Origin of the sequence: Aeromicrobium duanguangcaii, assembly GCF_024508295.1 — a bacterium.
GTDB classification, from domain to species: domain Bacteria; phylum Actinomycetota; class Actinomycetes; order Propionibacteriales; family Nocardioidaceae; genus Aeromicrobium; species Aeromicrobium duanguangcaii.
In genome coordinates this window covers 2459306-2477745 of the sequence record NZ_CP101990.1, presented here as the reverse complement: position 1 = coordinate 2477745, position 18440 = coordinate 2459306, and the positions used below count along the sequence as shown (strand labels likewise).

The 18440-nt window shown below is 70.3% G+C and carries 22 protein-coding genes; 16 read left to right on the top strand and 6 right to left on the bottom strand.

Translation table 11 applies throughout. The features are described 5' to 3' along the window. Positions 1 to 19: 19 nt before the first annotated feature. Entirely contained in the window at positions 20 to 856 is an 837-nt protein-coding gene (locus NP095_RS12305; RefSeq protein ID WP_232418606.1) for an NAD-dependent epimerase/dehydratase family protein, read from the top strand. On the opposite strand, the gene NP095_RS12300 is transcribed toward NP095_RS12305, so the two are convergent. From NP095_RS12300 to fabG, 3 genes are read right to left on the bottom strand one after another with little or no spacing between them, the layout of a single operon-like run. Continuing rightward, positions 823 to 1446, bottom strand: coding sequence for a TetR/AcrR family transcriptional regulator (locus NP095_RS12300; protein WP_232418607.1), 624 nt, complete (start codon positions 1444 to 1446; stop codon positions 823 to 825). The genes NP095_RS12305 and NP095_RS12300 overlap by 34 nt on opposite strands. Before the next feature lie 20 nt (positions 1447 to 1466). Then, the gene (locus tag NP095_RS12295; RefSeq protein WP_232418608.1) at positions 1467 to 2504 is read right to left on the bottom strand and encodes a phosphotransferase family protein; all 1038 of its coding nucleotides are present in this window, start codon (positions 2502 to 2504) and stop codon (positions 1467 to 1469) included. Position 2505: 1 nt separating this feature from the next. Further along, positions 2506 to 3261 carry a 3-oxoacyl-ACP reductase FabG gene (fabG, locus tag NP095_RS12290; protein WP_232418609.1) on the bottom strand — a complete coding sequence of 252 codons (756 nt, stop codon included), beginning with the start codon at positions 3259 to 3261 and terminating at the stop codon, positions 2506 to 2508. A 133-nt stretch (positions 3262 to 3394) separates the two neighbouring features. Between fabG and NP095_RS12285 the strand changes: the two genes are divergently transcribed. Genes NP095_RS12285 through NP095_RS12275 form a run of 3 tightly spaced genes read left to right on the top strand, consistent with a single transcriptional unit; the run spans position 3395 to position 5873 of the window. Beyond that, complete coding sequence (locus tag NP095_RS12285; protein WP_232418610.1) at positions 3395 to 4903, top strand: acyl-CoA carboxylase subunit beta; 1509 nt, start codon at positions 3395 to 3397, stop codon at positions 4901 to 4903. Then, positions 4900 to 5127 (top strand): biotin/lipoyl-binding carrier protein, encoded by a 228-nt coding sequence (locus NP095_RS12280; RefSeq protein ID WP_232418611.1) that lies wholly within the window; start codon positions 4900 to 4902, stop codon positions 5125 to 5127. Before NP095_RS12285 ends, NP095_RS12280 begins: the two co-directional genes overlap by 4 nt. A gap of 44 nt (positions 5128 to 5171) precedes the next feature. Then, entirely contained in the window at positions 5172 to 5873 is a 702-nt protein-coding gene (locus NP095_RS12275) for a thioesterase family protein (protein WP_232418612.1), read from the top strand. Here the strand turns inward: NP095_RS12275 and NP095_RS12270 are convergent, their stop codons facing one another. Beyond that, positions 5874 to 6278: a globin gene (locus NP095_RS12270; protein WP_232418613.1), complete on the bottom strand. Its 405-nt coding sequence runs from the start codon at positions 6276 to 6278 to the stop codon at positions 5874 to 5876. It abuts the gene before it with no gap. Next, positions 6275 to 7177, bottom strand: coding sequence for a mechanosensitive ion channel family protein (locus NP095_RS12265; RefSeq protein ID WP_232418614.1), 903 nt, complete (start codon positions 7175 to 7177; stop codon positions 6275 to 6277). The genes NP095_RS12270 and NP095_RS12265 overlap by 4 nt, the downstream gene beginning before the upstream one ends. Before the next feature lie 56 nt (positions 7178 to 7233). On the opposite strand from NP095_RS12265, the gene NP095_RS12260 reads away from it, so the two are divergent. The 3 genes from NP095_RS12260 to NP095_RS12250 are packed head-to-tail and all read left to right on the top strand — an operon-like array spanning position 7234 to position 8497. After that, positions 7234 to 7572, top strand: coding sequence for a hypothetical protein (locus tag NP095_RS12260; RefSeq protein WP_232418615.1), 339 nt, complete (start codon positions 7234 to 7236; stop codon positions 7570 to 7572). A 9-nt stretch (positions 7573 to 7581) separates the two neighbouring features. Continuing rightward, positions 7582 to 7791: a hypothetical protein gene (locus NP095_RS12255; protein ID WP_232418616.1), complete on the top strand. Its 210-nt coding sequence runs from the start codon at positions 7582 to 7584 to the stop codon at positions 7789 to 7791. A 49-nt stretch (positions 7792 to 7840) separates the two neighbouring features. Continuing rightward, positions 7841 to 8497 (top strand): GAP family protein, encoded by a 657-nt coding sequence (locus NP095_RS12250; RefSeq protein ID WP_232418617.1) that lies wholly within the window; start codon positions 7841 to 7843, stop codon positions 8495 to 8497. A 128-nt stretch (positions 8498 to 8625) separates the two neighbouring features. Here NP095_RS12250 and NP095_RS12245 read toward each other — a convergent pair whose 3' ends face one another. Further along, positions 8626 to 9075 (bottom strand): membrane lipoprotein lipid attachment site-containing protein, encoded by a 450-nt coding sequence (locus NP095_RS12245; protein ID WP_232418618.1) that lies wholly within the window; start codon positions 9073 to 9075, stop codon positions 8626 to 8628. A gap of 627 nt (positions 9076 to 9702) precedes the next feature. Here NP095_RS12245 and NP095_RS12240 point away from each other — a divergent pair. From NP095_RS12240 to NP095_RS12200, 9 genes are all read left to right on the top strand, one after another. Then, complete coding sequence (locus NP095_RS12240; RefSeq protein ID WP_232418619.1) at positions 9703 to 10914, top strand: CpaF family protein; 1212 nt, start codon at positions 9703 to 9705, stop codon at positions 10912 to 10914. Further along, entirely contained in the window at positions 10902 to 11756 is an 855-nt protein-coding gene (locus NP095_RS12235; protein ID WP_232418620.1) for a type II secretion system F family protein, read from the top strand. Before NP095_RS12240 ends, NP095_RS12235 begins: the two co-directional genes overlap by 13 nt. Then, complete coding sequence (locus tag NP095_RS12230; protein WP_232418621.1) at positions 11753 to 12664, top strand: type II secretion system F family protein; 912 nt, start codon at positions 11753 to 11755, stop codon at positions 12662 to 12664. Before NP095_RS12235 ends, NP095_RS12230 begins: the two co-directional genes overlap by 4 nt. Positions 12665 to 12679: 15 nt before the next feature. Then, positions 12680 to 12844, top strand: a complete 165-nt coding sequence (locus NP095_RS12225) for a hypothetical protein (protein ID WP_187769217.1) — start codon at positions 12680 to 12682, stop codon at positions 12842 to 12844. A 41-nt stretch (positions 12845 to 12885) separates the two neighbouring features. Beyond that, positions 12886 to 13239, top strand: coding sequence for a TadE/TadG family type IV pilus assembly protein (locus tag NP095_RS12220; RefSeq protein ID WP_232418622.1), 354 nt, complete (start codon positions 12886 to 12888; stop codon positions 13237 to 13239). Further along, the gene (locus NP095_RS12215) at positions 13236 to 13652 is read left to right on the top strand and encodes a hypothetical protein (protein ID WP_232418623.1); all 417 of its coding nucleotides are present in this window, start codon (positions 13236 to 13238) and stop codon (positions 13650 to 13652) included. The genes NP095_RS12220 and NP095_RS12215 overlap by 4 nt, the downstream gene beginning before the upstream one ends. Then, positions 13649 to 14053: a pilus assembly protein TadG-related protein gene (locus NP095_RS12210; protein WP_232418624.1), complete on the top strand. Its 405-nt coding sequence runs from the start codon at positions 13649 to 13651 to the stop codon at positions 14051 to 14053. Before NP095_RS12215 ends, NP095_RS12210 begins: the two co-directional genes overlap by 4 nt. A gap of 130 nt (positions 14054 to 14183) precedes the next feature. Further along, on the top strand, positions 14184 to 14528 hold the full coding sequence (locus tag NP095_RS12205) for a histone-like nucleoid-structuring protein Lsr2 (protein ID WP_232418625.1): 345 nt from the start codon (positions 14184 to 14186) through the stop codon (positions 14526 to 14528). A gap of 131 nt (positions 14529 to 14659) precedes the next feature. Then, entirely contained in the window at positions 14660 to 18439 is a 3780-nt protein-coding gene (locus NP095_RS12200; protein ID WP_232418626.1) for a rhamnan synthesis F family protein, read from the top strand. Position 18440: the final 1 nt, after the last annotated feature.

Sequence of the window (18440 nt, the reverse complement as noted above, 5' to 3'; positions counted from 1 at the left end):
GCGGCGGTTGGCTGGGGCGATGGAGCTCCTCGTGCTGGGTGGGACCGCGTTCCTCGGCCGTGAGATCGCCCGGACGGCGATCGGCCGCGGGCATCGCGTCACCTGCGCCGCGCGCGGCTCGTCCGCGCCGCCGGAGGGCGCCGAGTTCGTCCCCGTCGACCGCGACCAGGACGATGGCCTGGCGCCGGTGGCCGACCGGCACTGGGACGGGGTGATCGACGTCGCGCGCCAGCCGGGGCACATGCGCCGTGCGGTGCGCGACATGGCCGCCGACCATCGCGTGTTCGTGTCGAGCGGCAACGCCTACGCCGACTTCTCGGCGATCGAGCAGTCCGAGGACGCCGCGACCCTGGCTCCGCTGGAGGCCGACGACATGACGTCCGACGACGACTACGGCGCGGCGAAGGTGGCGTGTGAGCAGGCCGTGAGGACCGCCGGGCCGTCCGCCGTGGTGCGCTCGGGACTCATCGCCGGGCCGGGGGACTGGTCGGGGCGCACCGGATACTGGCCGTGGCGGTTCGCGCACCCGGTGGGGGCCGAGGTGGTCGTGCCGGACGACCCCGACTTCCCCTGCGCCATGATCGACGTCCGCGACCTGGCCGCGTGGCTCGTCGACCTCGCCGAGGGACGCGTCGAGGGAACCTTCAACGCCACCGGCCCGACGACCGACCTGCGGTCCGTTCTCGACGTGGCCGCGCGTGTCGCCGGATCATCGGCCCAGCCGCGTCCTGGCCGCCACCTGACGCGAGATTTGCTCCCCTTCCGACCTTTCAGGGCCTCTGAAAGGTCGGAACAGGAGCAAATCTCGAGGGAGGGGAGGGCTCAGGTGGCGCCGGCCTCGGCGGCCAGCAGGTAGGACGCCAGGAGCCGCTTGAGCTCGGTGATGGCCTCGTCGTGCTCCTGCAGATCGCGGACCGAGAAGTTCAACATCGAGTAGGCCATGTGCACGAGCACCTCGGCCATGATCTTGCGCCGGTCGCGCGGCGTGCCCGGCGTCAGCGGCGCCAGCACGTGGGCGACGCGAGCGGCGAGCTCGCGTTCGGTGATCTCGGCGGTCGCCCGGGTGACCGGAGTCGACTGCACGGCGTACCAGACGGCGCTGCGGGAGGGATCGTTGATCCACAGCTGCGACATGTGGTCGACGAGTCGGTCGAGCAGGACGAGCCAGTCCAGCGTCGGCAGCTCGCTGGCCAGCTTGTCCAGCTCGGACGCGATCGCCACGGCGTTCTGGCGATCGAGCTCGCACACGATCACGTACTTGTTCGCGAAGAACTGGTACAGGGTGCCGATCGGGAGGCCGGCGCGCTGCGCGACCTCCTCGCACGTGAACGACTCGAACCCCGTCTCCAGCAGGAGGTCACGCGAGACCTGCAACAGGTGGTCGAACTTGACCTTGCTGCGTTCCTGCGTCGGCCGCTTGCGCGGCTCGAGGATCTGGGTGGTCACGGGGGTCACCCTACCCGTCGCTACTGAGAAGTAGCGTCCAATCCGTGCTGGACCAGCGGGTCGATCATCGCGCCGATGCCGTCGAAGCCCGATCCCACCGTCTGCCCGTGCGAGTGGCGCAGGTAGATGCCCTCGAGGATCACGGCCAGCTTGAAGTAGGCCAGACCCAGATGGAAGCCCAGCTCGCTGACGTCGCGACCCGACCGTGCGGCGTAGCGCTCCACGGCCTCGTCGGGCGAGAGGTAGCCGGCCGCGCGGGGCGCGTCGGTGACCTGGCCACTCGACGGTCCGGCGTCCAGCGCGAGGTTCTGGTAGGCCAGCATCACGGCGACGTCGGTCAGCGGATCGCCGAGCGTGCTCATCTCCCAGTCCAGGACCGTGGTGATGCGGTCGCCGTCCTCGGTGTCGACCAGGACGTTGTCCAGGCGGAAGTCACCGTGGACGATCGTGCCGTCGCTCGACGTCGGGACCGAGGTGGTCAGCCGCTCGGCCAGCTCGTCGATGCCGTCGATCTCGCGGGAGCGAGAGGAGTCGAGCTGCTTCTTCCAGCGGGCGACCTGACGCGTCAGGTACCCGTCGGGACGACCGAAGTCGGCCAGGCCGACGGCGCGGTAGTCGACCGCGTGCAGGTCGGCCAGGGTGTCGACGAGTCGCTCGGTGATGTCGCGCACCCGCTCGGGTCCGAGGACCTCGAGGTCGGCGGCGCGTTGGAACGCGGTGCCGGGCATGCGCTCCATGACGTAGAACGACGCGCCGATGACGGAGTCGTCGGTGCACTCGGCGATCATGCGGGGGACCGGCACGGCGGTGCCCGCGAGCGCGGCCATCACCTTGTGCTCGCGGCCCATGTCGTGGGCGGTCGCCAGCACGTGGCCCAGCGGGGGCCGGCGCACGATGACGTCACGCTCGCCGTTGGTGACGGCGTAGGTCAGGTTCGACTTGCCGCCGGTGATCAGCGTGGCGCTGAGGTCCCCGGGAAGCTCCCCGGGGACCTCAGCGTCGAGCCAGGTGCGCAGGGCCGCGAGGTCGAGGCCCTTCACTCCGTCAGAAACGGTCACGTCAGTCCTTCGGTCCGCCGGCGACGTAGATGACCTGGCCGGAGACGAAGCCCGCACCCTCGCTGCACAGGAAGGCGGCGGTGTTGGCGATGTCCTCGGGCTGGCCGACGCGCTGCACCGGGATCTCCTTGGCGGCGTACTCGATGAAGTCGTCGAACGGCACGCCGATGCGCTCGGCCGTCGCGGCGGTCATGTCGGTCTGGATGAAGCCCGGGGCGATCGCGTTGGCGGTGACGCCGTACTTGCCCAGCTCGATGGCGAGGGTCTTGGTGAAGCCCTGCAGGCCCGCCTTGGCCGCCGAGTAGTTGGCCTGGCCGCGGTTGCCCAGCGCCGACGTGCTCGAGAGGTTCACGATGCGGCCGTACTTGGCCTCGGTCATGTGCTTCTGGACGGCCTTGGTCATCAGGAACGAGCCCTTGAGGTGCACGTCCATGACCAGGTTCCAGTCGTCGAGCGTCATCTTGAACAGCAGGTTGTCGCGGATCACGCCGGCGTTGTTCACCAGCACGGTCGGGGCGCCGAGCTCGTCGGCGACCTTCGCGACGGCCGCCTCGACGGCCTCCGGGTCGGCCACGTTGGCGCCGACCGCAAGGGCCTGGCCACCGTTCGCGACGATCTCGTCGACCACGGTCTGGCAGGCGGCCTCGTCGAGGTCGAGGACGGCGACCTTGTAGCCGTCGGCGGCGAATCGCTTGGCGATGCCGGCGCCGATGCCACGGGCGGCTCCGGTGATGATGGCGGTACGGGGTTCGGACACGTGCGGTCTCCTTGAAGTGTCTAAGCGCTTGCTTAGTTCACCGTAGCGCACGACCCGGCGGGTGCGGAAGGTCACATCGAAAACACGCGAGGCGAAGGTGAGGGGTTCCTCATGTTTGCCCTATAGTTGAGGAATGCCTCATGTTTCTCACGACCGGCTGACGACGCAGACGACCGACGCGGGCTCGGCCCCGCGCGCGAGCCTGGACCAGCGTCGACGCGAGCGATTCGCCCGCGTCGAGCCCCGCGGCGCCCGCGTCCACACGGCCCGCGAACGCGCCGAGCTGCTGCTGGACGAGGGCACCTTCGTCGAGCTGGCTCCGCTGAAGGCCGCCCAGCCCGGCGCCGGCAGCGGCGTCGTCACGGGATGGGGCCTGGTCGACGGCCACCCGGTGGTCGTCGCCTGCCACGACGCCGCGATCGCCTCGGGCGCGATCGGCGCCGTGATGGCCGCCGCGATCTGCCGCGCCCAGCGGTTCGCGATCGACAGCGGCTTCCCGATCGTCTACGTCAACGACTCCGGCGGAGCCCGGGTGCCCGACGGCATCCACGCCCTGCACGGCTGCGGCGAGATCTTCGCCCTCAACGTCGAGGCCCAGGCCCGCATCCCTCAGATCTCGGTGATCCTCGGCCCGTGCGCCGGAGCCGCCGCGTACTCGCCGGCGCTGACCGACTGGACGATCATGGTCAAGGGCCACGGCCACATGTTCCTGACCGGTCCGGACATCGTTCGCGCCGCCACGGGCGAGGACGCCACGGCCGACGCCATCGGCGGCTCCGGGATGCACACCCGCACCAGCGGCGTGGCGCACCTCGAGGTCGAGACCGAGCTCGACGCGCTGCAGTCGGTGCGCCATCTGCTGTCGTACCTGCCCTCCAACTCCGATGCGCGGCTGCCCGTCGGCGACGCCGTCCCGGTCAACCCGATCTCGGCGGCCGGCCTGCCGACCGTCGTGCCCGAGAAGGCCAGCGTCGTCTTCGACATGCGTCATGTCATCGACGGCGTCCTCGACAACGGCGCCCGCCTCGAGCTCATGCCCGAGCACGCCGGCAGCGCCCTGACGGTGTTCGGCCGGATCGACGGCCGTCCCGTCGGTGTGGTCGCGAACCAGCCCGCCGTCCGCGGCGGCATCCTCGACTCGAAGACCTCGGTCAAGATCGCCCGCTTCGTCGAGTTCTGCGGCCGGTTCGGGATCCCGATCGTCACGCTGGTCGACGTCCCCGGCTTCCTGCCCGGCACGGTCGAGGAGGGGCGCGGCATCATCACGCACGGCGCGAAGGTGCTGAAGGCCTACGTCGAGGCCAAGCGCTCGATGCGCCTGACCGTCGTCGTGCGCAAGGCGTACGGCGGCGCGTACATCGCGATGGGCTCGACCTCGCTGGGCGCGGACCACGCCTGGGCCTGGTCGAACGCCGAGATCGCGGTGATGGGCCCGGGTGGAGCAGTCGGACTGCTGCATCGCAGGGCCCTGGCCGCAGCCGAGGATCCCGACGCCCTGCGCGACGAGCTGGCCGCCGAGTACCGCGAGAACGTCGCGCGTCCCTACATCGCTGCCGAGGCCGGGATCATCGAGGACGTCATCCACCCCGAGGAGACCCGCGACCGGCTGGTCGCCGCCCTGCGTCTGCTGGAGCACCGATGATCAACGCCAAGGCCGAGATCGTCGGCAACGTCTGGAAGATCCTGGCCCGTGAGGGCGACCAGGTGGGGCCCGGTGACCCGCTGGTCATCATGGAGACGATGAAGATGGAGATCCCCGTGGTGTCGCCGGCGCACGGACACGTGGCCGGAATCCTCGTCCAGGAGGGCCAGATCGTCCAGGAGGGCGACGCCGTCGTCGAGATCGACGACACCGTCGGCGCATGAGGGAGTCGGGCGTGGCGGTGGTGGACGCGTGGCAGGATGCCCGGGTGACCGAGTTCCGACACGACATCCCGATGCGCTGGGCCGACCTCGACTCGTTGAACCACGTCAACAACGTCGTCTACCTGCGGTACGCCGAGAACGCCCGCGCCGCGATGAGCGAGGTCCCGCCCGGTCCGATCGGGGCGATGCGGATCCAGTTCAAGCGGCCGCTGCTGCTGGGCAGTCAGCCCGTCGTCGTCACCAGCCGCGTCGAGGGCGACCAGGTCCTGCAGTCCATCGGCGTGGCCGGCACGGACACCGAGTTCGCCACCGTCGAGGTCGATCTCGGAAAGCACGCCGCCCCCGAGGTGCTGAACGATGCCGCTCAGGCGGGGTCGATTGCAGTGCGCCGCACCGACCTCGACGGCTCCGGGCACGTCAGCGCAGCCCAGGTCTTCGAGCTCTTCCAGGAGACGCGTGTCCCCTTCATCAACGGGGTCCTGACCAGGCTGACTCCGGGCAACTTCGTGGTCGCCAGCGTCGAGGCGCGGTACCACCAGCCGATCGAGTGGCGCCCGGCGCTCGAGACCCGCACGCGGGTCGCACGGGTCGGGAACGGGTCGTTCACGATCGAGGCGCAGCTGGGCGCGGACGGTCAGACCTTCGCCTCGTCCTCGGCCGTGCTGGTGGGCTTCGAGGCGGCGAAGCAGTCGTCGCGCAAGTTCAGCCAGGAGGAGCGGCAGTCGCTCCTCGCGGCGATGGGCTGATCAGCCCTTCGCGTTGATCATGAAGTTGGCCGCGTGCTGGGCGTACGCCCAGAACTGCGCGTCCAGCTCGGGCTCCAGCTGGGCCGCGTCCAAGCCGTCACGGAAGTGCTTGAGCCAGTGGTCGCGCGCCTGCTCGGTGACCGCGTAGTCGGCGTGCCGCATGCGCAGGCGCGGGTGGCCGCGGCGCTGCGAGTAGGTGGTGGGGCCGCCCCAGTACTGCTCGAGGAACATCGTCAGACGCTCGGCCGCGGGGCCCAGGTCCTCCTCGGGGTACATGGGCTTGAGCAGCTCGTCCTGCGCCACGCCCTGGTAGAAGACCTCGACGATCAGGGCGATGGTGGCGTGTCCGCCGATCGCCTCGTAGAACGTCTCCTTGGCCTGCGTGTCATTCTGCGGTTCGGTCATGCGGTGCCTCCCGAGGGCGGAAAAGTGGTGGAGGGGATGCGGATGCCGGCCGCGTCGAAGCGGCGCAGCACGCGGCTTCGCAGGGCACGGCCCACCTCGCCCTGGTGCAGGGGAGCGGTCTTGGCCACCGTGCGGACGACGACGCCGTCCTTGTCGAACCGCTCGACGCCCCAGACCTCGGGCTCCTCGATCATGAACGAGGACAGGGTCGAGTCGGTGTACAGGGCGTGGGCCTCCTCGCGCAGGATCTGCTGGACCTGGTCGAGGTCGGAGTCGTAGGCGACGGTCACATCGAGCACGGTGCGCGCCCACTCCTGGCTCTGGTTGCCGACGCGCAGGATCTCGCCGTTGCGCACGTACCAAGCGGTGCCGTTGACGTCGCGCAGCTTGGTGACGCGCAGGCCGACGGACTCGACCATGCCGGAGGCCTCCCCGAGGTCGACGGCGTCACCGACGCCGTACTGGTCCTCGAGGATCATGAAGATGCCCGAGAGGAAGTCCTTGACGAGGGTCTGGGCGCCGAATCCCAGCGCCACGCCGGCGACACCCGCGCCGGTCAGCAGGGGAGCGATCGGCAGTCCGAGCACCCCCAGCACCATGACGAAGGCGATGCTCCAGATGGCGCCCGAGGCGATGCTGCGCAGCAGCGACCCCATGGTCTCGGCGCGCTGGCGGCGCCGCTCGGCCGTGCCGGAGCGCAGGTCGGACAGGAACACGCCGGCCTTGGAGTTGGCGAGGATCTCGGGCACGGCGCCCTTCGCGGCGCGGCCCGTCAGCCGGTTGATGAAGCGGTGGGCCAGCCAGCGCAGCACCATCGCGATCACGATGATGAGGACGGCCTTGCCGGGCACGTCCAGCAACCAGGCGACGACGTCCTCGAGCTTCACTGACCAATCCACGCCTCAACCCTACGGGTGAGCGGTCGCGCGCCGACGCGGATGGATACGATGTGCCCATGAGCCTCGCCCGAGTGATCACCCCCGTGACCGCCGCCCTGCTCGCCGTCGTCGTCACCGCGACGCCGGCCTCGGCCGACACCGCCCCGGACACGTGGGACCAGGGCGAGACGCTCTCGTTCCTCGAGTGGGTCGCGATCTTCATCGGCGGCACGCTGGCGCTGTTCATCGTGATCGCGCTCATCGCGGCCGCGATCAACACCAAGAGCAAGCACTACGTGCCCCCGACGCCCGCCGAGGAGGCCACGAAGTCCGACCACGACATCGAGGCCACGCACCGCATGCCGCTCCCGGGCGCTGCGACCGAGACCAAGCCGGACGCCGACGCCACCAAGTAAGGTCGGCGCATGCCCGAGGACGCCCGCAACCGATTCGCGGAGGACGTCTTCGGTCACGTCGTCACCAAGGACGGCAAGGTCCTGATCTCCTGGCAGGGCAGGACCGTCACGACGGTCGCCGGCAAGGCCGCGGACAAGCTCATCGCGAAGCTCGCCGTCGCCGACCGCCGCGAGGTCCAGCACCTCCTCGCTCGCGCGACCGGACACTTCAAGCACTAGCGCCGCAGCGGCAAGCCCGGACACTGATCTGGCGATACGCTTCAGGCCCATGCTCAGTGTGCTTGCGCTCGTGATCCCGCTGTCCCTCGTGGGCGCTGTCAGTCCGGTCATGATGACGGAGCAGACGGTGCTGCTGTCCGGGCGCAACGGACGCCGCATCGCCGGGTGCTACGCCCTCGGTGTCGGTGGGACGCTGTTGGTCCTGCTGTCGGCGCTGGTGCTCTTCGGCCGGTCCATCGCCCTTCCCGAGGAGCCGAGGCTGAGCGCCTCCCTCGACGTGGGCCTGGGTGTCCTTCTCCTGCTGATCGCCGCTGTGCTGCGGTACCGGCGGCCGCGTGCCCCGAAGCCCAAGAAGTCGCGCGACCGCGGCCTGGGTCCGAGCGCGGCGCTGGGCTTCGGTGTGTTCTCCATGGCGACGAACTTCACGACGCTGGCGGTCATGGTCCCGGTGGCCAAGGAGATCGCCGCCAGCCACATCGACGTTCTCGAACGCCTGATCGTGGTCGCCATCGTGACTGTTCTGGGCGCGGTGCCGGCGTGGCTTCCCCTCGCGATGACGATGGTGGCGCCTCAGCCCACGCGGCGCCTGCTACAGGCGCTGTCCGATTTCATCGACGCGAAGGGCCGGTTGGTGACGGTGCTGATCCTGACGGCGGGCGGACTGTTCCTGGTCGGCCGCGGCATCGTTCACATGCTCGGTCTTTGAGGCGGCATCACTCGCGGGTTCACTGCAGCCAACGTGCGCCAGACGTGACGACGTCCCGGACCGTAAGGGGCTGAGGGGCGTCGGTGGAGTGGTGGTGGTCTGGGTGGGTCGGTCAGGGCCCGACGCGCTCAATCGAAGGTCGCCCGCTCCTGCCCGATGGGGGTACGGCCGGAGATCAGAGGTGCCTCACCTTTGGCGAACGAGAACTCGTCCACGATCCGCTCGCCGGTTTCATCGTCGAGGCTGAGGATGACGGTCGAACGGATCACGATTCGGTCATCGACCGTGGGGACCACGTCGACGCTGAGACCCCACCCGTCCTCGACATCGCGCGCCTTCACGAGCCAGTCGGCCTCCAGCTTGACCGCTCCCTCGCAGTCCTTGGCAGCCGCCTGTGCGATGAGTTCGGCGACGTATTCCTCGGTCAGCAGGTCGCACGCCTTCTTGTAGTCCTCGCCCACGAGGTAGCTGACGTAGTCCGCGGCGACCTCCCTCCGCACGTCCGGCGTTTCGTTCGGATTCACGGTGCATCCGGTCAGCGCGAACGCGGCGATGGCGACAACGAGGGTCTTCTTCATGGCGCCTCCTGGCATCAGTCGGGGAGCGGCCCCGGTGGTGGTCAGTCGATGTCGCAGTCCTTGCCGCCCTCGTCCAGGTCCTGCTCCACTGCGTCCTCATCGTCGAAGACTCCGTCGCTCCACTCCTCGTCGAATCCGGCTAACAGAGTTCGCTTCTCGTGGTCCGCGAGTCGATCTCTTGGAGAGCTTTCTCGGCAACGCACGCGGCCCGCTTCTCGGTGCCGCCGACCATAACGCGCTCGAGGTTCTCGGTGTCGTAACCGCCGCCGAAGCGCGAGAAGTTCAGCGTTCGAGGATGCGGCGGGAACCGGTGCGCTGCGTGCCGCGGCTGCGCGGCGGTGATGTGCGTCCCTGACGTTCGGGAACATCACGTTGGAAGAATCGTGCCGCGGCAACAGGCACTTCTTCCCGCGGGCCAGAGGTGGCGGAACGGGCAGCGCCAACGCGTCAGTAGTGGGACTGGATCGACGCCAGCCCTCGCTCATCGCGGCTCGGTTTCGTGGTGCCGGGCACGGCCTGGCGTCTCTTTCGCCCCTTCATCCACAGATTGGTTCGCAGGCCTTGTGAGCGCGTCACGCCGTTGGCCATGATGCAGGCCAAGCAGCACCGGCTTTCGGGGGGAAGCACATGGAGGTCTTGGCCGATCGGGTCCGCGCTCTGGTTCGCGAGAGGCGGATCGATCCGCGTACCGACGTCGATGCGGTGCGTCGCGCCGCCAGCGATGCGGTGGCCGAGCACGAGCAGCGCAGCCTGACCGGTGCGGTGCGCGCTCTCGATGAGCCGGACCATGTGGTGGGTCAGTTGGTGGCGGACCTGGTGGGATTCGGTCCGCTGCAGCGGTTCCTCGACGATCCTGAGATCGAGGAGCTGTGGATCAATCAACCGGAGCGGGTCTTCATCGCGCGCGACGGCCGCCACGAGCTGACGTCGGTCATGCTCACGACCGAACAGGTCCGCGAGCTCGTCGAGCGGATGCTGTCGTCCAGCGGTCGCCGGCTCGATCTGAGCCAGCCGTTCGTCGACGCGATGCTGCCCGGCGGCCACCGTCTTCACGTCGTGCTCGACGGCATCACCCGCGGGTTTACCGCAGTCAACATCCGCAAGTTCGTCGCTCGGGCGTCCGGCCTCGACGACCTGGTCACGCTCGGCACCCTCGACGAGAGGGCCGCGTCGTTCCTGAAGGCATGCGTTCTGGCCGGACTCAACATCGTCGTCAGCGGCGGAACCCAAGCCGGCAAGACCACCCTGTTGAACTGCCTCGCCGGCGCGATCCCCGGGACCCAACGACTCGTGTCGGTCGAGGAGGTCTTCGAGCTCAAGACGTCCCACCCGGACTGGGTCGCGATGCAGACCCGCCAGGCCGGCCTCGAGGGCACCGGTGAGATCACGTTGCGGATGCTGGTCAAGGAAGCACTGCGCATGCGGCCCAACCGGATCATCGTGGGTGAAGTCCGGGCCGAGGAGGCACTCGACCTCCTGCTCGCACTCAACTCCGGGCTCCCGGGCATGGCGTCGATCCACGCGAACTCCGCGAAGCAGGCACTGGTGAAGCTCTGCACGCTTCCGTTGCTGGCGGGAGAGAACGTCTCCGCGGGCTTCGTCGTGCCGACGGTCGCGACGGCGGTCGACATCGTCGTCCACACGGCGATCGACGTGTCGGGTCGCCGGGCAGTCCGCGAGATCGTCGCCACCACCGGACGCGCCGAGAACGGCATCATCGAGGCCGAGCCGATCTTCGTCCGCCGCGCCGGAAGCCTGGTGCGTGGACCGGGAACCCCGCAGCGGCGCGAGGCGTTCGAGGCGGCAGGCATCGATCCGGAGTCGCTGTGGGAACGCTGATCGGCCTGGTGTTCGGCATCGGGCTGCTGCTCGTGGTCGACAACTGGCAGCCGAGGCCGGCCCGGCCGTCGAAGGTGGCCGGTCCGAGCCGGATCGAAGCGCTGCTCGAGAGTGCGGGTCTGCCTGAGGTCGCCCCGCGGGCCATCGTCCTCGCCGCGGTGGGCGTTGGCGTGACCGCGACTGTCGTCGCCGCCGGAGTCACCGGGGTCGCCGTGGTCGGTCTGCTGGCCGGTGTCGCGGCCGCTTGGACCCCGTTCGCCCTCATCCGCTCGCGGGCGGTTCACCGCCAGCGCGAACACGCCGAGGCCTGGCCGGACGCGGTCGACCACCTCGCGTCGGCCGTCCGGGCGGGGCTCTCGCTGCCCGAAGCGCTCATCCAACTCGGTGAGCGCGGGCCCGAGCCGTTGCGCCAGCCGTTCACCCAGTTCGGTCGCGACTACGGATCCACCGGACGGTTCGCCGAGAGTCTGGATCTGCTGAAGGCGCGGCTCGCCGACCCGATCGGCGACCGCGTCGTCGAGGCCCTCCGGATCGCCCGTGAGGTGGGCGGCGGCGATCTCGGGCGGCTGCTGCGCTCCCTGTCCGGATTCCTGCGCGACGACCTGCGCACGCGCGGTGAGCTCGAGTCGCGTCAGTCATGGACGATCGGGGCCGCCCGTCTCGCCGTCGCCGCCCCGTGGTTGGTGCTGCTCATGATGAGCCTCCAGCGCGACGTGATCGCCCGGTTCGCGACGCCGTCCGGAGTCATGCTTCTCGTCACGGGCGCCCTCACGTGTCTGGCGGCATACCGGCTGATGCTGCGTCTGGGTCGACTGCCCACCGAGCAGAGGATCCTCACGTGATCGGCGCGGTGATCGCCGCCGCGTTCACGACGGGACTCCTGCTGATGGCGCAGGGTTGGCACCGCGCCCGTCGGCCGAGTCTGGCCGACCGCGTGCTGCCGTACGTGCGCGATGTCCGTCCCTCGGCGGCCGAGCCTCGCGCCGGCCGTGTCCTGGATCAGGTGGTCGGACCATCGTGGCGGCGACTCACCAGGTCGATCGGCGAGTCGCTGGGCAGCAACGCGGCGATCGCACGCCGCCTGCGCCGGTGCGGCAGCGAGGAGACGGTCGAGGACTTCCGCGTCCGTCAGGCGACCTGGGGCGCGATCGGACTCGCAGCCGCGGTCGGTGTCTCGATGGTCGCCTGGTCCATCGCGCAGCCACCCGCCATCGCGCTCTTGTTGTGGTGTGGTGCGGGACTGATCGGTGGCTGCCTCGCGTGCGACCAGTGGCTCTCGGCGCGAGTGCGGAGCCACGAGGCACGCATGCGAGCCGAGTTCCCCACCGTCGCGGACCTGCTCGCGCTGTCCGTCGCTGCCGGTGAGAGCCCGGTCTCCTCGCTCGAGCGGGTGACCCGGGTGAGCCACGGCGCCCTGTCCCGTGAGCTCGGCCGAGTCCTCGCCGAGGTCCGTGCCGGCGGCACGATCGTGGGCGCCCTCGACGATCTCGCCGCGCGCACCGGAGTGATGAGCGTGGCTCGGTTCGCCGAGGCACTCGCCGTCGCCATCGACCGGGGAACGCCCCTGATCGACGTCCTGCACGCGCAGGCCGCCGACGTCCGCGAGGCCGCCCGGCGCGAGCTGCTCGAGTCCGGCGGCCGGCGCGAGATCGCCATGATGGTTCCGGTCGTCTTCCTGATCCTGCCGATCACCATCGCCTTCGCATTCTTCCCGGGTTTGGCCGGACTCCACCTCTCCTCGGGTGGCTGACATGAAGGAGACTAGATGAGATCACGCATCGCGCGGCTGCGAACGCAGGAACGAGGCGACGTCCCGGGCTGGGTGATGATCACCCTCATGACGGCCGGTGTCGTCGCCGGACTCACGGCGATCGCGGGACCACGGCTGACGTCGATGCTGAACCAGGCCTTGATGTCCGTCGGCGGGTGACGGTGCGTCGTGCGGGACACCGGGATGAGCGAGGCGCCGCTGTGCCGGAGTTCGTGCTGGTCCTGATGGTGCTGATCCCGCTCGTCCTGGGCATCGCCCAACTCGCCCTGGTCCTGCACGTGCGCAACACGATGGTGGCCGCGGCGTCGGACGGTGCCCGTGCCGCCGCTGGGTTGGGTTCGGCACCCCCAGACGGTCAGGCCCGGGCGCGCGAGGTCATTCGCACCACCCTGGCCGACCGCTACGCCGACGACGTGGTGGCGCGGGAGACGCAGATCGACGGCGTTGCCGTCGTCGAGGTCCGGATCCGCGCAGAGGTGCCACCGCTCGGGCTGTGGGGACCCGGGGTGTCCCTCGATGCCGTCGGCCACGCCGTCCGTCAGGAGGAGCCGTGACCCGCGAGCGGGGGAGTGCCACCGTCGAGTTCACCTGGCTGACGCTGCTCCTGCTGGTGCCCCTGGTCTACGTCGTCATCGCCGTCTTCGAGACCCAGCGCACGGCGTACGCGGTGGCTGCCGCCAGCGAGGCCGGAGCGCGGGCCTTCATCCAGTCCGAGGACGCTGCGACGGCGGAATCCCGAGCCCGCGTCGCCGCCCGTCTGGTGCTGGCAGACCACGACGTGTCCGGCGCCTCGGTCTCGACACGGTGCGATCCGAGTTGCTTCGTACCCGGCTCGACCGTGGTCGTCGATGTGCGCTCCTCACAACGGTTGCCCCTCGCTCCCGACCTGTTCGGAGATCCGGTGGCGGCCTTCGATGTGTCGTCGACCCACACCGAGCCCTTCGGCCGATATCGGGCCGCACCATGACGGGGCGCGAACGTGGCAACGTCACGGTGCTGACCGTGGGCTTCCTCGCCGTCTTGGGCATGCTCGTCGTGGTGGTCGTCAACGCGTCGGCGGCGTTCCTGGAACGACGCGAGCTGATGAACCTCGCCGATCGCGTTGCCCTGCACGCCGCCGATGGGCTCGACCGCGATGCGGTCTACTCCGGAGGCATCGATGAGGCCGCCGTTCTCGATGCGGCGGACGCCCGCGCTCTCGTCGTCGGAGTCGTGCCCGCGGACGTGCGGATGACCCTGAGCACCACCGACGACCGCGTCGACGTCGAGCTGGTCCGGACCGTCACCCTGCCGCTCGTGCCGCCCGGATTCCCGAGAACCGCCACGATCCGCGCCGCCGCCTCGGGTCGGCTTCACCTGGCGCCGTGAATAGTGAGAAGAAGAGTTTCTCTTTGGCGTAAGTAAAGCCCGGGAAATCAGAATGTCGGTGGATAAGGTGAGGGACGAATAGTGATGAATAAGTCCGCTATTCAATAAGAGATTTCGAAAGGTATTCACCATGGCGCAGCGCGTAGTCACGATTCTGACCAGCGACATCTCGGGCAAGGAGATCCCCGCCGGAGAGGGCGAGACCGTCTACTTCGCGCTCGACGGCACCTCGTACGAGATCGACCTGACGGCCAAGGAGGCCGACGAGCTCCGCGACTCCCTCAAGAACTACATCGCCCTGGGACGCCGCACCTCGCCGTCGCGCCGCGTGGCCAGCAGCCCTCGCAGCGGCTCGGGTCGCACCCCCGAGGAGCTCGCCCACGTCCGCGCCTGGGCCAAGGAGAACGGCCACGAGGTCAGCGAGCGCGGGCGCATCAAGAAGGAGATCCTCGACGCGTTCGACGCCGCGAACTGATTCGCGTGTCGCGGGCCGCCTCGGCCGGTGACACCGGCTGACGGCGGATCCGCCACACTGTTCCGCGGGAGTCGGGTGGATCACATCCGGCGGGGGGCTGCAGCATCGCTCCGCGTCTGGAAAGGATCTCGATGGCGACCTCGGTGGATGAGGCGTTGACGGCCGTGCGGTCGCAGCCGCTGCTGCCCGGTCTGCGCTGGGACGGCGACGCCGGCCTGTGGCATCGCGCGGACGCGATCCCGCCAGCCCCAGCCGTCCTCGGCGGCGACCAGAGCGCAGCGATCCGAGCCGAGGAAGCCGCCTTCTCGCCCGTGGTCGCGAGCCGACTCGCAGCTCTGCCGGGTCCGATCCTCATGGTCGAGGCCGCACCGCCGCTGCTGGTCACCGCGCTGACGGCTGCACGCCACGAGGTCGTCGTCCTGATGTCCGACCCCGATCGCGCCACCCGCTCGGCCCGGTGGCACGCCGGGACCGAAACCGTCGCCGTCGCGTGGGGAACGACGTCCGACCTGGGTCGCGACGGCTCCTTCGGGACGATCGTCCTTGCGGACGCGTCCGCGATCGATGCCAGCCTGATCGCCCTCCTGGCACCGGAGGGCCGCCTGGTCCTGAGCCTGACCGGCCCGGTGCGCCACGACCTGGCCGAGCGACTGACGGATGCCGGACTGCCGCACCAGCGCTGGGACCTGACGTTCCCGCACGCAGCCGCACCGACCCTGCTGCTGTCCGAGGCCGCTCTGGACGAGAAGGTCATCGACCTCCGCTCCCTGCTGGCCGGTCACACCGACCCGGCCTCCGGCCCGACCGACGAGCTCGACCGCCTGCTCGACGCGGCTCCGGGGTTCGTGGTGGTCGCCGGACCCACTCCGGGCGACCCGGACCCGGCCCTGGCGCGATTCAGCGGGAGCGGCCGGCGGGCCCGGTTCCGCACGATCACGCGTATCGAACGGACCGACGAGGGCCTGGCCGTGCGGCGAGATCGGATGCACCCAGCGCTGCCGAACAGCTCCGGGCCCTTGATCCATCAGCCGTCCGACGAGCCGTTCCTCCCGGGCCGAAACTGGGGCACGGCCTTGGACGACATCGTCGCGGTCCCGGGGTGGACCGTGGCCGAACTGGTCCCCTGGTTCCGGCGCTGGGCCGACGAGCTGTCGCGTACGGCCGGATCGGGCGAGCACGTGGAGGGCCGGTTCCTCGACGCGATTCCGCGCAACCTGATCGTCGACGGCGATCGCGCAGCGTTCATCGACCAGGAATGGGAATGGGCCGAGCCCCTCCCGCGCCGGCACGTGGTCTTCCGGGCGCTGCTGCACTCGGTGGGCTCGCTGGTCGACCCGGTCGCCCCGGACCCCTCCGTCCCGGCGCGACTGAGCGACCTGATCGACCAGGTCGCGGCCCTCGCCGGCGAGCCCTTGAGCCCCGACGAGATGAGCCGGGCGTGGGAGTTCGAGCGACGGCTGCAGGGCCTGGTGAGCGGCACCACGCCGCCGGCGGAGCACCTGTCCCGGCAGGCGGTCGTCCACGGAGCATCGGAGCAGGGGGCCCCTGGAGCGACTCCCCACACCCTGCGGACCCTGGCCGAGATGCGTGCCCACAACGACGCCCTGCGCGCCGACATCGAGACGATGGTGACCGACCTCGACGCGGTCGTCGCCGCCCGGGAATCGCTGCGCGATGAGCTGCACGCCGAGATCGAGGTGCGCCGAGGAATCATCAGCGCGCAACGCGACGACATCACAGGGCTGGCCGCCGAGGTCGATCGCCTCGAGGCTCTGGTGATCGCCCACCGCCGCGCCCGCGCCGAGGCCGCGGCGGCCGACTACGAGCGCGAGCTGCGCGACCGTCGCAGCCGTGACCGGGAGGCCGACCTGAGCGAGCAGGTGCTGGCCTTCCACCGCAGGGCCGTCGCGGCCGAGTCCGCACGCGTGAAACAGGTCCGCCGCGCCGCCCGCGCCGAGGCGGCGTTGGCGGCCGTCCATGCGCGCCTCTCGTGGCGGTTGACCCGGCCGTTGCGCGCGATCCGCGCCCAGCAGCTGCGGATCGTCGGCTGGTGGCGCAAGCGTGGCGCGACGACCGCGTCGACGCCCGTGGGGCCGCAGCGACCCCGTCGTCGAGGCGCCGGTCGCACGGTGCCGCAACCGGTCCTGGCACGGCGCGGTGACGACGCCCTGATCGACCTCGACTTCTATCGGTCGCGCCACGGTGATCTGGCGCGCTTCGACGATGCCCGACTCCTCAAGCACTACGTCCGCCACGGACACCGTGAAGGTCGGCCCTCCCTGTCGTGGCTCCGCAGCTCACTCGTGTTGCCGCCGGCGGCGGCCGACGAGCGCGAGAAGGTCCTCGTGATCGTGCCGGAGACCGGGGCGGCCGGGCCGGCGCTCTCCCTGATCGACGAGCTGTCCCGGCACCATCACGTGGTGGCGCTGCTGCCGACCGGCGGCGAGGCGGCCCACGAGATCACGGCGGCCTCGGACACCGCCATCTGGCTGGACCACGGCCGCGCGCCGGTGGGTGCCGAGGCCCGCACGCTCGCCGCCGAGTTGCAGCGACGGTTCGAGCCGGTCTATGCCGTCGTCGGCTCCCTGGGCCATCGCGAGCTGGCCGTCTTCCTCGAGCGCGCGGGCGTTCCCGTCGTCGCGATGGTCAGCGAGCTCGACGGGACCCTCACCCCCACCGGGTCCGTGCTCGAGTTCTTCGCCACCGTCTCGAAGGTCGTCTACGAGGACGAGTCCGTGGCATCGGCCATCGCCGCGACCGTCCCGACGGCGCGCGGGCGGGCTCACACCGTCGACTTCGAGGCGTCGATCGACGTGCTCGGGCGCGGAGCCCGCCGCGTCCGTGATCGTCAGCCCGAGGAGCTGCGCACGATCCTGACGCCCGAGGGATTCGACGTGTCCCACTACACCGGGGGAGAGTCCGACCAGCGTGAGCTGTTCGCCCGCGAGTACCTGCAGCGTGTGCATGCCGGAGCGCCCTTGAACCGACCCGGGTCGGGCATCCTGGTGCGCCGCCCCCGGCCGGGATTCCATCCGTTGGCCTACGCCGAATCGGCCCCCGGCTTCCGCGATGCGGGCGGCGATCCGTTCGCCCACTTCCTGCGCGCGGGACGTCCGGCGGGACGCTGGTCGAAGCGGCTGATCACCGTGCGGGCCGACGGTCGCGACCGCCCTTCGGCGCCGTCCCGGCTCCCCAGCGTTCTGGTGCACGGGCACTTCCACTACCCCGATCTGCTGCCGGGGTTCCTCGACCTGCTCGCCGGGCTCGGTACGCCCCGACGCCTCGTGCTCACGACGAACACCACGACTGCTGCCGATCGCCTGCGCGAGATCTGCCGGGAGCACCCGGCCGGTGTCGACGCCGAGGTCCTGCTGGTGCCCAATCGGGGCCGCAACCTGTCGGCCCTGTTCAGCGGTCCCGTCGCCCAGCGCCTGGCCGACCACGACCTCGTCCTGCACGTCCACGGCAAGCGCAGCCCGCACCTGACCCCGGAGGCCGGCGACCAGTGGCGCGAGCACCTGTGGGCTCACCTCGTGGGGGAATCCGGGATCGGCGACCTGGTCGTCGAGGAGTTCGCGCGGTCCGAGCAGCTGGGCCTCGTGGGGCCGGAGGATCGCCGCCTGCCCGATTGGGACCTCAACCGCGACCACGTCGAGGCACTGGTGTCGAGACTGGGGCGGACCATGGCCCTGCCGACGCACTTCGACTTCCCGCTGGGCGCCATGTTCTGGGCCCGGACGTCGGCGCTGCGCCCGTTCGTCGACGCGCGGCTGGCGGACGCCGACTACCCGGGCGAGCCGCTGGCGGCCGACGGCACGGCCCTGCACGCCCTCGAGCGGCTCATCCCGCTGGTCATCGAGCACGACGGCTTCGAGTTCGCCAAGACGCACCTGCCGGACCACCAGCGCTGAC

What these genes read in the sequence shown, in the direction of transcription:
- NP095_RS12250 (WP_232418617.1), top strand. Translation starts at nt 7,841, where the DNA reads ATGCTCAGTGTGCTTGCGCTCGTGATCCCGCTGTCCCTCGTGGGCGCT.
- NP095_RS12225 (WP_187769217.1), top strand. Translation starts at nt 12,680, where the DNA reads ATGAGATCACGCATCGCGCGGCTGCGAACGCAGGAACGAGGCGACGTC.
- NP095_RS12210 (WP_232418624.1), top strand. Translation starts at nt 13,649, where the DNA reads ATGACGGGGCGCGAACGTGGCAACGTCACGGTGCTGACCGTGGGCTTC.
- NP095_RS12305 (WP_232418606.1), top strand. Translation starts at nt 20, where the DNA reads ATGGAGCTCCTCGTGCTGGGTGGGACCGCGTTCCTCGGCCGTGAGATC.
- NP095_RS12255 (WP_232418616.1), top strand. Translation starts at nt 7,582, where the DNA reads ATGCCCGAGGACGCCCGCAACCGATTCGCGGAGGACGTCTTCGGTCAC.
- NP095_RS12270 (WP_232418613.1), bottom strand. Translation starts at nt 6,278, where the DNA reads ATGACCGAACCGCAGAATGACACGCAGGCCAAGGAGACGTTCTACGAG.
- NP095_RS12205 (WP_232418625.1), top strand. Translation starts at nt 14,184, where the DNA reads ATGGCGCAGCGCGTAGTCACGATTCTGACCAGCGACATCTCGGGCAAG.
- NP095_RS12240 (WP_232418619.1), top strand. Translation starts at nt 9,703, where the DNA reads ATGGAGGTCTTGGCCGATCGGGTCCGCGCTCTGGTTCGCGAGAGGCGG.
- NP095_RS12245 (WP_232418618.1), bottom strand. Translation starts at nt 9,075, where the DNA reads ATGAAGAAGACCCTCGTTGTCGCCATCGCCGCGTTCGCGCTGACCGGA.
- NP095_RS12200 (WP_232418626.1), top strand. Translation starts at nt 14,660, where the DNA reads ATGGCGACCTCGGTGGATGAGGCGTTGACGGCCGTGCGGTCGCAGCCG.
- NP095_RS12285 (WP_232418610.1), top strand. Translation starts at nt 3,395, where the DNA reads ATGCCTCATGTTTCTCACGACCGGCTGACGACGCAGACGACCGACGCG.
- NP095_RS12260 (WP_232418615.1), top strand. Translation starts at nt 7,234, where the DNA reads ATGAGCCTCGCCCGAGTGATCACCCCCGTGACCGCCGCCCTGCTCGCC.
- NP095_RS12280 (WP_232418611.1), top strand. Translation starts at nt 4,900, where the DNA reads ATGATCAACGCCAAGGCCGAGATCGTCGGCAACGTCTGGAAGATCCTG.